Annotated in this window: 9 protein-coding genes; 3 read left to right on the forward strand and 6 right to left on the reverse strand. The window is 45.0% G+C overall.

The genetic code is table 11. From position 1 onward, the window contains the following. Positions 1–54: 54 nt before the first annotated feature. The 3 genes from CIK80_RS03745 to CIK80_RS03755 form a co-directional block, all read right to left on the reverse strand. A complete protein-coding gene (locus CIK80_RS03745; RefSeq protein ID WP_084387246.1) occupies positions 55–696 on the reverse strand; it encodes a MarC family protein in 642 nt (213 codons plus the stop codon). Between the two features lie 402 nt (positions 697–1,098). Then, positions 1,099–1,959 carry a carboxylating nicotinate-nucleotide diphosphorylase gene (gene nadC / locus CIK80_RS03750; RefSeq protein WP_095568923.1) on the reverse strand — a complete coding sequence of 287 codons (861 nt, stop codon included), beginning with the start codon at positions 1,957–1,959 and terminating at the stop codon, positions 1,099–1,101. 153 nt (positions 1,960–2,112) lie between these two features. Next, positions 2,113–3,153 carry a hypothetical protein gene (locus CIK80_RS03755; protein ID WP_095568924.1) on the reverse strand — a complete coding sequence of 347 codons (1,041 nt, stop codon included), beginning with the start codon at positions 3,151–3,153 and terminating at the stop codon, positions 2,113–2,115. Between the two features lie 497 nt (positions 3,154–3,650). Here CIK80_RS03755 and nadA point away from each other — a divergent pair, with 497 nt between their 5' ends. The 3 genes from nadA (at position 3,651) to CIK80_RS03770 (ending at position 7,809) form a co-directional block, all read left to right on the forward strand. Beyond that, positions 3,651–4,790 carry a quinolinate synthase NadA gene (nadA, locus tag CIK80_RS03760; protein WP_095568925.1) on the forward strand — a complete coding sequence of 380 codons (1,140 nt, stop codon included), beginning with the start codon at positions 3,651–3,653 and terminating at the stop codon, positions 4,788–4,790. A gap of 1 nt (position 4,791) precedes the next feature. Beyond that, positions 4,792–6,762: an L-aspartate oxidase gene (gene nadB, locus CIK80_RS03765; RefSeq protein WP_095568926.1), complete on the forward strand. Its 1,971-nt coding sequence runs from the start codon at positions 4,792–4,794 to the stop codon at positions 6,760–6,762. A 159-nt stretch (positions 6,763–6,921) separates the two neighbouring features. Beyond that, a complete protein-coding gene (locus CIK80_RS03770) occupies positions 6,922–7,809 on the forward strand; it encodes a phosphatidate cytidylyltransferase (RefSeq protein WP_095568927.1) in 888 nt (295 codons plus the stop codon). A gap of 16 nt (positions 7,810–7,825) precedes the next feature. Here CIK80_RS03770 and CIK80_RS03775 read toward each other — a convergent pair whose 3' ends face one another. From CIK80_RS03775 to CIK80_RS03785, 3 genes are read right to left on the reverse strand one after another with little or no spacing between them, the layout of a single operon-like run. Continuing rightward, the gene (locus tag CIK80_RS03775; RefSeq protein WP_095568928.1) at positions 7,826–8,662 is read right to left on the reverse strand and encodes an SDR family NAD(P)-dependent oxidoreductase; all 837 of its coding nucleotides are present in this window, start codon (positions 8,660–8,662) and stop codon (positions 7,826–7,828) included. A 38-nt stretch (positions 8,663–8,700) separates the two neighbouring features. Continuing rightward, positions 8,701–9,888 (reverse strand): patatin-like phospholipase family protein, encoded by a 1,188-nt coding sequence (locus CIK80_RS03780; protein WP_095568929.1) that lies wholly within the window; start codon positions 9,886–9,888, stop codon positions 8,701–8,703. Beyond that, on the reverse strand, positions 9,888–12,662 hold the full coding sequence (locus CIK80_RS03785) for an alpha/beta fold hydrolase (protein WP_095568930.1): 2,775 nt from the start codon (positions 12,660–12,662) through the stop codon (positions 9,888–9,890). The genes CIK80_RS03780 and CIK80_RS03785 overlap by 1 nt, the downstream gene beginning before the upstream one ends. Between the last annotated feature and the right edge of the window lie 179 nt (positions 12,663–12,841).

Consider the following 12,841-nt stretch of genomic DNA (forward strand, 5'->3'; position numbering starts at 1 on the left):
TAGAGTCTATGCTAAGCGCTTGCTCACAAAACGGCTGTTATATTAAAACCCTTATTACATCATGCTTGGAAACAATGTACGCAATGCATTGACGATGATTTCGACAGAAACGGCCGCCAGTAACATACCCATGATTCGGCTCATAATGTTTAGCCCCGTATCGCCCAATAAACGGCTGATACGACCAGCTGCCATCAATGCCAAATAACAAAACAAGCTGATGAACAATCCAGCGATCAATATAGCAGAGACTTGCAACACGCCCGAGACTTGTGAGGAGTAGATAATTACGGTTGAGATACCACCGGGTCCAATCATCATCGGAATCGCAAGTGGAACAACGGCAGAAGCCATCGTTGGCGGCGCGTCTTGTACATGATCGACATCAAAATTTTCTTGATCAGGCTTAACTGGGTTACCCTCACCATTCATCATGTTCAGCGCAATCAAAAATACCAATATTCCGCCTGCCAGCTGGAACGAGCCTATCGATATACCCAGTATTTTTAGTAGCCCCTCGCCCGCTAACGTAAAAAAGCTAATGGTAATAAAAATCGTCACACAAGCAACGCGCGCCACTTTGCGCCGGTTATTCATCGAATAACCACGGGTCAAATCCAAAAATAACGTCAGAGCGCTAAATGGATTAATCAATACCATAAAGGCTAAGATTATTTTGATAATTTCAGTATTCACTGAGCGCTCGCTTGTCTATTGAGATAACTTGTACAAAAAGTAAGGTCATCGTGCGAGTGCAAAGATGACCCAATACGCATCGAAAAATGGCATTGTAACATAGGCAGATAAGCCAATAAAATCATTAACTTTGTCGATTTTTTTACATCACTAATATCAGACTGTTAGCAAATGCTTTATTCAGACGCTAAGTATGGTGAGCTCAATATAAAAACGAGTAAGCCTGACTGGAATGCTTATCTTTAAACGAGATGTTTTGCAGCCTCTTTCTGCGAAGGTACAGCAAGCAAGAAAAATTCATTCCAGCTCAGCGTTGGCACATAATGGTTCTGTTTTATTTAGAATCGACTAAATTAAAAAACTAAGCTATCAAGCAATCTTATCAAACCTCAACAAACCAGACTACACACTAAAATCCAAACCAATATCTAAGGCCATGGTACTGTGTGTGAGGTACCCCATCGCAATAAAATCAACACCTGTCTTTGCCACTGCTTGTACGGTGGTAGGAGTAATCCCGCCTGACGCTTCTGTTTTGGCGCGGCCCTGACACATGGCCACTGCTTGCGATAGGACGTCAGGCGACATATTGTCTAATAAGACCAAGCTCACGCCAGCCTCCAACGCCTGCTCTAGCTGCTCTAGTGTATCAACTTCCACTTCGATTGGAATCAGGTGACCTGCAAACTCTTGTGCATGCCGGATGGCTGTCTTGATATCACCTGCTATGGCAATATGATTGTCTTTAATCAAGATGGCATCATCCAGACCCAAGCGATGATTGCGCCCGCCGCCGCAGCGTACGGCATATTTTTGTACCACACGCAAACCTGGAATGGTCTTGCGCGTGCAGGTAATTTGCGCGGGATATGCAGCGACACTATCGACGATTATTTTTGTCGCTGACGCAATACCACTCAGATGCGTCATAAAATTGAGTGCGGTGCGCTCTGCTGTTAGCAGATGACGAGCATTGCCATGAACGGTTGCCAAAACTGTACCAGCAGCCACCGATTCACCGTCGTTGACGTAAGCGCTAAATTCAATCTGCGCATCAACCAAAGCAAACGACAAACGCGCCAAATCCATACCACATATCACGCCTGCTTGCCGCGTCTTAATTTCTAGTTGCGCTTGCAGATCAGCTGGGATGGTTGCTTGCGACGTCACATCACCGCGTCTACCCAAATCCTCGATTAAAGCAGCTTCAACCAAGGGTTTAAGCAATACCTCATCCAATGCTGGCTCTTTTTTGACTGTCATCTTTAACCCTTATATGCGTACACTAGTAATATGAGCTTGATTTAATTAAACTCAAAATGAGCATAAATATAGCGTAAAGTGAACACTCTCGCAAGCCAAGCACCTATTTTCGTGCTTAACCAAGTGGACATCATCGACTGCAAAAATGGCTTCTTATTTACGTTTGGGTAATTTGCTATCCATCAATAAGCTTTGTAGTTCAATATCATGACGAAAGCTATAGAGCTTTGCAGGGCGACCTCGTTGAGCGCTACTACTGTCTCCTGTCTCTGTTACGAGGTGCTGTGCATCGAGCAGGCGACGAAAGTTTTGTTTGTGCAAACGCACGCCTGATAATGCTTCTACGCTTTGCTGTAACTGCGACAACGTAAACACCTCAGGCATTAAGCCAAAGATAAGGGGTCGATATTCGATTTTTGCACGCAGCCTTGAGATAGCAGTGGCAATCACACGGCGATGATCATAGTACATCGGCACACCTATGAGTTGTGAGCATTGTTCAGGCAGTATTTTTGTCTGATAAGTGGGCGGATAAGTAGGCGCTTCAGGTATCAGCCCTGCTTCATAGAGCATTTCATAACGCAGCAACACATGCTCGGCTACCCATTCTTTACTCTCGTATACAGGCTCTTTATCTGACTCACTTGCCAATTCTATATTGTGAGCGTCATCATCTGCAAAAACTGGCTGATTTACACCCCAGCACAAGCCAATGCGTTGTATTCGGCGTTGTTGACCGACGTCATCCTCTGCGGTATTCGCCCAATCTAATAATGCAGGCACGATAAATTCTACAATCATACTTGGCATACCATCCAAGTGATTCTCCCAAGGAAAATAGTCGTACCAATCTTGCCATGAAGCTTGGCTTTGTAGCTGCGCTTGCGTCTCTTGCACCAATCCTAGATAACTCACATAAACCAATGCGTGACCATCGATGTTGCGCCTATTGGTATCGACAAAGGTATACAACTGCTCTAAATATCCAAGTGGCTGCTGTGTTTGCTCTTCGACCCATTGACGAACGCCTGTTTGTAAAGAGCGATGCAACGGCATGAGTGGTCCATTGGGCAACAATTTCCCTTGATCGACCGTTAAGACGCGAGCGGTATGATCTGTGATGGCCACAAGTACTGCGACCACTTCGGTTGTGCCACTACCTTGTTGATGGGCGTGCGAGTAAGACAATGTCATAACGTTAAAGGTCATCCTTTATTTTTTAGAGTCAAAAGGTAATAAAACGAATGGCTGATAGTATGGCTTAGTATAGCGTGAATGTCGCATTATCATAGACTGCGGTTGTAACGATAAAAAGTTAAAAACAATGTGGAAAACAGTATCGAAAGCAATGTCAAAAACGATAATTAGCAGAGGATAGTTGGTTCAAATTACACAATTTACAGCACCATTTATCTACCCTCTTTCCCATTACACGCGAATCTCTCTAAAAAACCAAAGCCTTTTTCCTATCATCTCGACGCTTTATCACTCAAGTTCTTATCACTCAAGTTCTTATCACTCAAGTACAAAAACGCAGTTTATGTAAATCGCATCCTTTAATCAGCGACATCTAAAAAGCACTTGTATTTATACTCAAAATGAGCATAATTAAATAATGTTTTGTCAGCAGTACTTGATTGATCCATTTTAGCGGCACACCAATTGTCGTTACCCCATAAAAGGTTGTCATTATGAAAATCTACCCATACGATGCGCCAATAATGAGCACTGATGCTCGCATTGCTACTCAAATGAATATCGACTATGCCCGAGCCAAAATCCCAAAGGATCTGCCACGTGCAGAGCGCATCGCGGTCGAAGCAAACATCAAGCAGTTGTTAAAGGATAAAAATGCGGTATTGGTCGCCCATTATTATGTCGATCCCTTTATCCAAGATTTGGCATTGGCAACGGGTGGCTGTGTTGGAGACTCGCTTGAGATGGCGCGCTTTGGTCAAGCACATAGTGCGCAGACCTTGGTGGTTGCGGGCGTACGTTTCATGGGTGAATCAGCAAAAATACTAAGCATGGAAAAAACCATCCTCATGCCAGATTTAGAGGCGGAATGTTCGCTTGATTTGGGCTGCCCTGCCGATGCCTTTGCTGAATTTTGTGATGCTCATCCTGAGCGTACCGTGGTGGTTTATGCCAATACCAGCGCTGCCGTAAAAGCGCGGGCAGACTGGGTGGTGACCTCCTCCGTTGGTATCGATATCGTTCGTCATCTGCACGCAAAAGGCGAGCCCATCATTTGGGGGCCTGATCGTCACTTGGGTAAATATATCGCGCGTGAGACTGGTGCAGATATGCTGCTGTGGCAAGGCTCATGCTTGGTACACAACGAGTTTAAAGCCACTGAGCTAATACAGTTGAAAGAAGCCTATCCAGAGGCAAAAGTATTGGTACACCCTGAATCTCCTGATAGCGTCGTGGCGCTCGCCGATGTGGTTGGTTCAACCAGTAAACTGCTGCAATCGACATATGAGATGGACGCCGATACGTTTATTGTTGCCACCGATTTGGGTATCTTGCATGAGATGCAAAAACGCTCACCAACCAAGCGATTTTTGGCCGCGCCCACCGCTGGTGAAAGCGCCAGTTGCAAAAGCTGTGCTTTTTGTCCATGGATGGCAATGAATGGCTTGCAGGGTATTGAACACTGCTTGACTCATCAAAGCGGTGAAATACTTATGACACCTGAGTTGGCCGCCGCGGCTAGAAAACCTTTGCAACGCATGCTTGATTTTGCTGAGTCACAAAAACAACGTGTGGCGAGCAGTGGCGATATCACAAAAGACCGCTCTTTATTTGCCAATGTAGGAGCGGCTTAACATGAGCCAGGCTATCAACCTAGGTAGCGCCATTGGTGATGCACATAGCGAAGACGATATAAGACAAACGGATGTGTTAATCATTGGCGCAGGACTTGCGGGTTTGAGCACGGCTTTGTCTTTGCCAACGTCGCTTTCGGTCACGGTGCTGAGCAAAGCTGCACTTGAGGTTTGCTCGAGTCATTATGCGCAAGGCGGTATCGCTGCAAGCTTAGACAAAGAGGATACTGTTGCCGACCATATCGCTGATACGTTGGTTGCTGGCGCAGGATTGTGTGAGGTTGATAATACCGCCCGCATCTTAAGCGCTGGAAAACAAGCGGTTGAATGGCTGTGCCAACAAGGCGTGCCTTTTACCCAAATATCTCATTCAGATACTCAGCAAAAAACCATCGCCACTCTGCGTACCAGCGACTTACACTTAACCAAAGAAGGCGGTCATGGTTGTCGCCGAGTCGCCCATGCGGACGATGCGACTGGTCGGCATATTATGGAAGCATTACTTCTCAAAGCGCAGGCGGCGAGTAATATTACTATCCTTCCCTATCATGAAGCGTTGGAATTGTTGACAGCACCATTCAGCCGTCATCTGGATAACGCAGCTATTAATCACTGTCACGGTGCACGTGTTTTTGATCATATCAATCGGCGTCAATTTACTTTTCATAGTAGTGCTGTCGTATTGGCCAGTGGCGGCTTAGGGCAACTGTTTAAACGCGCCAGTGCGCCCAACGTTTGTGTTGGTGATGGGGTGATGATGGCATGGCAAGCAGGCTGCCGCTTGGCCAATCTAGAGTTTGTTCAATTTCATCCGACAGGTTTGGTGCTTGGCGATAGTCATTTTTTGATATCGGAGGCGTTACGCGGTGAAGGTGGACGATTATATTGTCCGCAGAGCGGTACGCGCTTTATGCTAGATATCGACGCGCGCGCTGAGCTCGCACCACGCGATATCGTTGCCCGTGCCATTGCCGAGCAAATTGAGAGCAATGGTCTTGGTTACGTGCATCTTGATGTCAGTCACTTGCCAGCGGCATTCTTAAAGGCGCATTTCCCGCAGATTTATCAAACATTGCAAACGCTCGGTATTGACATCACTGCTGAGCCTATTCCTGTAGCGCCGATTGCCCATTATAGCTGTGGCGGCGTGGTGACATCTGCTGACGGTTTGACCGATGTGGTAGGACTTTATGCGGCTGGTGAAGTTGCCTATACCGGATTGCATGGCGCCAATCGTCTGGCCAGTAACTCATTATTAGAATGCGTGGTCGTTGGTCGGTACATTGCCGCACATGTGCCCCAGTATTTGAAGGCCATTACGAAACCAAACCGCCCTTTATATGACAATAATTCAGTGCAAGCAGCATTTACTGCTTGGACGCTACCACTTCTTAAAGAGACTCAGGCTGTTGCCTTGTCACCTTCTAGCTCTCATTTATATGTTCATAGTGATATAAAAGACAATACACATTTTGACGTTGATGCTGTCAAAATAACCGCCGCATTAAAACTGCTGATGACCAATAATATGGGTATCGTGCGTCATGCTGATAAGTTAGAGCAAGCGCTCCTGCAAGTACAGCAGTGGCAACAAGCATTGGACGCACTGTCTGATGAAAAAGCTTTTATCCTTTTAAAAGATGGAACCGAGAGTTATAGCACTAGTGGGACCGACTTAAATTTATCAAATTGTGTTGATGAATCTGCTATACTCCATTCTTTGGCATCTTTTCAGTTAAAGCAGCAACTATCTTTAGCCTCTCTTATTATTCACGCGGCGTATCAACGCTGTGAAAGTCGTGGTGGTCACGCGCGCCTAGACTATCCTGACACAGACAGCGAACCGCGAACCAGTGTCGTTTATCCAATCGTTGAGTTGGATATTCACAGCCTTGATAAGCCAAGCAGATATCATGGTACATTGCCTATAAATACCTCTGTTGTAGCAGCTAAAACAACTGCCACAGGATAATGCACCTGCTTTGACCAGCAAATATAGGGTAAAAGAGTGAATCAGATGCAACAAACTATACTTTCTCAATTTAGCAGCAGGTACCCTATTTATACTGAGTATAATATGCTGGACTCACTTTTACCTTTTATTCGTAATGTATGACTAAGACGATGGACGATGACTGCTGATACTTGGTTTGTGGTTGGTCTGATGTTAACCGTAAGCACAGTTTGGGGTGCACTGGCCTATCCAGGCATCCGCCTCCGCTTACCTAAAATTTATTTTATCGCCCGCTCATGGTGGTGGATGCTAGCCACATTATGCAGCTGCTATGTGATTGCAAAAATAGACCTCAATAATCAGCATCCTTATGCATGGCTATTGACGGTCTTTTTTTTATTAGTGGGCTTACGCGCCTTATACGAAATCATTCGTTTGTGGCGACCAAGCAGCAAAGCACATTTGATTTATAAGCTACAACAGCGTGGATTACATCCTTCTACACCAACTGATCACAAACCTGCATTCCTTAATGCTATTCCTCACTCATCTCCGCTTACTCCAACAATAAATGGTATTGATATCGCTCTAGTACTTGCTACTATTAGTTTGACCATCAGTCTCATTGTTCTTCAACATGTGGCATGGCAACGTGGCGAGTATGGCGTAGTATTATTTGTATTATTTTCGAGTCAATTTAACGATATTGCTCAATATTTATGTGGCAAATGGCTCAAGAACAAGCTATTTAAACGTAATCTTGCACCCACCATTAGCCCTAACAAAAGTATTGAAGGTGCCCTATTTGGTGGATTCGCTGCTGCCGTACTTGCTACGATATTTGGGATTTGGTTGACGCCATTTGATGGCTGGTTATGCTTTATTATTGCTTATGGGCTAGTTGTGAGTGGCATTGCAGGGGATTTGCTAGAGTCAGCCTTCAAGCGTCAACATGGGATCAAAGATATTGGTACGTTACTGGCAGGACATGGCGGTATTCTTGATAGGATTGATAGTCTACTGATTGGTGTGCCACTGTTTACCTTGGTTTATTGGTTTTACTAAAATTGAAGATCTCCCATTACTTGTCTAATTTACTACGTAGTAGTCGATGTAATACAGGCTTTGGCAGTCGATTCAATATTCTAGTGATGTAACGCATAGGCCATGGAAATATAGCTAGCTCAGTATCTTCGCTAATTGCTTGCATTATGTTATCGACTGCATGCTCAGTGGACATGATAAAAGGCTTATGACTGGCATCCCCTTTATTTAAATCGCGCAAAGCTTGCGTGTCAATATAGCCTGATGCAATACAAGTAACTTGTATATTAAAAGGCTGCATAGCACAGCGATAAGCACTGGCAGTGGCAATCATGGCGCTCTTACTTTTGGCATATAGACTGGCATAAGGATAATCCAACACTCCTGCTATCGACGCAATACAAATGAGACCGAGTTTAGGATCAGATACAGTATGAGTAGCAGGACAAGTGACTGGTTGCTCCTCTATTTGCCGCTTTAATTGCGTACTTGCCCAATAAAATACATGCTCAAACGCTTGCAAGTTAATCGCCAGCATTTGGTCACTCTGCACGCGGTCAAGTGTGTGTATTCTCTCATTGAAATAACTGCCTGCGCTATAGATCAAACGCTGAAAATCAACCTCTGATAGTTGTTGCAATAATCTTCGACGTTCAATGTCATGGGCTAAATCACAAGAATAAGTAATCATATCAGGATGACTCTGATTTAACGTTTTTATCTTCTCTTGATTATGACCAACCACACTCACTCGCCAGCCCTGCAGCTGGTGGCGGCGTGCTAGTGCCAAGCCAATTCCGCTTGTACCACCCACCACAATCAGATGCGGTATGCTACTGGTATTAGTATAGGAAGGATTAATAACATCTGTCATAGTGCCTGCCGATAAGTCATTGTAATAAAGTAGCGGTATTAAAGATGCTGTTGAATATAGCTCACTGTACGCTTATACCCGTAGTCCCACTGCGCCTGCATTTGACGGACAAACGTATCGTGAGAGCTGTGTACCAGCTCAATCATTGCCGTCTTCATATTCAAGCGTTTTCTTACTTGCTGCCCTACTAACTGCGCTGCATTGTCAGAAAAAGGCAGCCAATGTATTTGACTGGTAAAACCGCTTGCCCCATCTCTATGCTGATACTGATGCACCTGTGCCAAGCGCACATTTGGGTCAAACCCAAAAACATGGCGAATAGCAGGCGCGGCAAGCCAACGATCATATCCTGCCTTAGTTTCGGCAAAGACTGTGTGACCAGTAGCAGCTGCCAGCTCAATGGGGGTTAAATTAATCACACCGCCCAAGCACCAACCCAACTCTCGAATATGGATGGGCGGTAAATAATACATGTCTGACATCGAAGCACGAACTGCAGTGGCTATTTCCCATTCTTGTAGTACGGCCACGTTCTGATGAATGCGTGTACGTGCTAGTGTATTGACAGGAGAAATAAGCTTATCGAACGTAGTACATGCTGTTGGTTCGGTAGTAGAATTCGGTATTAACTGGGTCCGATACCGATGAGCCAAAGGTAGCGGAGCAAATAAAACTTCTTGTAGCTGCGGCTGGCCAAGCGCTGTTTGTGCTGCTTGCCCTTGATAAAGTCGACTGGCAATAATCGCAATATCAGGTGTCATTGGATCAATTACCGTCTGTTTATTAGTATTTGCCAAGTGTATCAATTCATCAAGCCATTGATCGTCATTTGTGATACGAAACATAGCCAAATGTTGTAGTTCATCCAAAAGATCAGCATGCATATTGGCAGACTGGCGCATACTTAGATGAGAAGTACGCCAACGGTTGAATGCCTGACTGGCATAACGCCATTTATGCCGCATGCTAACCTCATCAGGAGCGACATGGGTGATATTGCCAATTACCTTATATAGCGCATGACTCTCAATAAGCTGTTTGAGGGCAACAGGATCAGGCGCAAGCTGTACCAGAAGAGCGGACAAACTACCACCGCAAGTCCCAATGATTAAACCCGGCTTGAGATCATGCTCAACCAGCGCGGCATAACTGCCCAAATAATACCCAAAGCGCGAACCGCCACCAGAAAAAAGCTGAACACGCTCATAAGGGTACGCAGTTTTCATTACCGGCTCTCATGATGTTTGGTAGACTCAGTTTTACTGTCTTTTAGGGGTGCCTCACTATCTTTGTCAGCATTAAGTGGTTTTTTTGCCAATGATACCGTAAAAATACCAAACTTATCGATACGCATAGATACTTTTTCAAAACCTGCACGCTCAACCAGTTGATCCATTTCTGCCTGTGAGCGGCAACGCATCACCCAACTACTGCCGCGATGATTATTCAAGGTTTTGCTGATAAATTCTTGCTCAGGATGCCAAGGTTGATTGGTATAAATAAGATATCCACCCGCCTGAAGACTGGCGTACATCCCTGCCAACGCTGTCGCAAGTAATGTGTTATCAGAAAACAGCTCAAACACCCCTGAAGCAATAGCAATATCAAATGCAGGCGTAACAGCATTATTGTTATGATAACTACTGCTATCAAACGCATCTTTTTGATAAGTTACCACGCGATTGCCCATACCCAAATGCTCTGCTTTAGCTTGTAGAGCCTGTGCATTATAGGTCTCGTAATCACGCAGCTCAGCATGTAAATTGTCGAACTTTTCTAGCAAATCAAATACATAAGCGCCATGACCACTCGCAATATCTAATAGTTTTGGAGTGTATGATCTTGGGACGTGGTTTGGCTGTTCAGAGATAGAGGCATGCTGACTGTCTTGAGCCTCTTTTTGCATTTGTATGTGCGTAATCGCCTCACCTGCTAATTCTAACAAATGCTCACGTCGTACCCGGATGCCTTGCCAACCAATATTGTTTAAATAGAACTTATCTATAGCACGCCCAACTGCCCCACGTCCGCTTGGAGTATTATCGTACACTTTATCCAACGAGCTACCTGAGTCAAAGCCGTGCTCAAGTCCTGCCGAGATGGCTTGACTGACATGACCAAATTTTTGCATGGCAAAGCGCGTGATAGCAAAACTTGGATTAAATGGCTTAATTGCTAAACGATCGACTTTATCCTTGCTGGCACTGGCAAGATGCGCATTATTTAGATCTGGCATTTGTACTGACGTTGCGAATACCTGCTCAGCAAAATCAAGACAATCTGCAAACACATCCGCTTTGTTGGTCTCATGAAAAATCGCGTGATAACTGTCTGGATATAGCTGCCAGCGCTTAATAGGCGTATTAATGGCTTCATAAAAATCACGCTCAGCTTGTTTATCTACCACGTAATCTTTGCCGGCACACAACACAAAAACAGGCGCGGTGATAGCAGCAGCATCGTCGAGCAAACGCTGCCCTGTGGCGTGAGTGTCAATCAATAAATCCGTTGAGATACTACTCGATATCAGTGGATCGGCATTATATGCTTCCTGCGCGGCCTTATCATGAGTGAGCACTTGCGCCTTCACATAACTGCTCACGCGAGACATCATCCCAAGAGTTCGTGCCACTTTTAGCGTCGGAATGGCAAACGGCATATACAAGCGAATATTGAGCGCAGGTGTGCCTAATATCATCCCGCGGATATTGGGCGCATAATCATGTACCCATGCGGCTGCTAACACAGCCCCTATACTGCTGGCCACAATCAACGTATCTTCGATAGCTATGCCCGTCTGCGCTCTGATCAACTGTACAAAACCATTCAAATCTCGTTCAAGCTCTGTGACACTATCAGCATGATCTTTGATGCCACCTGAGCGTCCATTACCACGCGCATCCCATGCAAATACCTGATAACCTGCCTTTGCAAACTGTACACCAAGCTCTGCCAGTCGTCCCGAATGTTCATGCCCACGGTGTAACAAAATTACTTGGCGTAATAACTGATTGGCTGCTTGTGATTTTATGTCAGCTATCGGCATGGTCAACCAATAACGGTAATAGATCGCCGTGCCATCGTAAGCATTAAAACAGCTTTCGCCACTGATGGGCAGTGTCTGATCACATGCCGATTGATGAAAATAATGAGGTGATGAAGGCTTAGCCATGGTTTGAATATCCAAATGATGGGGAGTCGATGCGTGAGTTATCTCTGAGAGATTATCTAATTTTGAAGAAGTATGCTTTAAAGGTAACTGTATTTTCTTAGTAAGCAATTGCTCGAATGTATTGTCATCGGCATGACTCAAAAAAACTGCGCGGTTTGACCGAAGTTGGGGTGGATTACTTCGCAGATAAAGCTCAGCGATAAACCGTAAGCGGTTTAGACACGTTTTTATGAGTAATGCTTCTGAGATGATGAACAATGGTGACAGACAAACACTTAAACTCGTGAGCGGTAACTTCATACCCATCACCGTACCAAGCACCCCAAGCAATAACGCACGATCGCTTTTTCCTAATGGCCCTTGATTGGCTCGCTCTTGGAAACCAATACTGCTACCAATTGCCAACAGCTCTGTACCGATGCTTAATAAGGACAAACTGGCAATATGCTGCTGATAAGAGCCATGATTATGAGCGCCCGATATTGTCGTCTGATTCAAATGCGGCAAAATGCTGATAAAAAATACCGTATCTGCTACCAGATCGCCTGCTTCATTGAGTACGGCACCCATTGTCGATGCCTGTCCATGCTCACGTGCCATCATGCCGTCGATTGCATTTAGCGCCATACGCATGAACAAAGACAAAGGCAATGATAACCATAAACGTGGGCTCTCTCCTGCCCGCGTCGCAATCACATAAGCCGTACCCATGCTTAACACGACCGCGCTGATAGTCACTTGATTTGCAGTACAATGATGCTTAACCAGCATATCGCTAACAGGGCGCAGCTGATCTTGAAATTGAGACTTGAGTTGGTAAAGTGACATAATAAAGATCAGCTATCTGAATACTCTAATGTAACAACAAATGTTTATCAGGTAAATGCTTGTCATTATTATATTCTTTTTTCATCAATCAACTGGGGCGTATGCATCACCCTTTGACGCACGTGCCACCATTATGACCCAGTGTGCTACAATCATCGGCTTGTCCAAAATGCCCTATT

The organism is Psychrobacter sp. JB193 (assembly GCF_002285555.1).
Classification (GTDB): Bacteria; Pseudomonadota; Gammaproteobacteria; order Pseudomonadales; family Moraxellaceae; genus Psychrobacter; species Psychrobacter alimentarius.

Coding starts and splice junctions, on each gene's coding strand:
- nadC (WP_095568923.1), bottom strand. CDS start 1,959: ATGACAGTCAAAAAAGAGCCAGCATTGGATGAGGTATTGCTTAAACCC.
- CIK80_RS03755 (WP_095568924.1), bottom strand. CDS start 3,153: ATGACATTGTCTTACTCGCACGCCCATCAACAAGGTAGTGGCACAACC.
- nadA (WP_095568925.1), top strand. CDS start 3,651: ATGAAAATCTACCCATACGATGCGCCAATAATGAGCACTGATGCTCGC.
- nadB (WP_095568926.1), top strand. CDS start 4,792: ATGAGCCAGGCTATCAACCTAGGTAGCGCCATTGGTGATGCACATAGC.
- CIK80_RS03770 (WP_095568927.1), top strand. CDS start 6,922: ATGACTGCTGATACTTGGTTTGTGGTTGGTCTGATGTTAACCGTAAGC.
- CIK80_RS03775 (WP_095568928.1), bottom strand. CDS start 8,662: ATGACAGATGTTATTAATCCTTCCTATACTAATACCAGTAGCATACCG.
- CIK80_RS03780 (WP_095568929.1), bottom strand. CDS start 9,888: ATGAAAACTGCGTACCCTTATGAGCGTGTTCAGCTTTTTTCTGGTGGC.
- CIK80_RS03785 (WP_095568930.1), bottom strand. CDS start 12,662: ATGTCACTTTACCAACTCAAGTCTCAATTTCAAGATCAGCTGCGCCCT.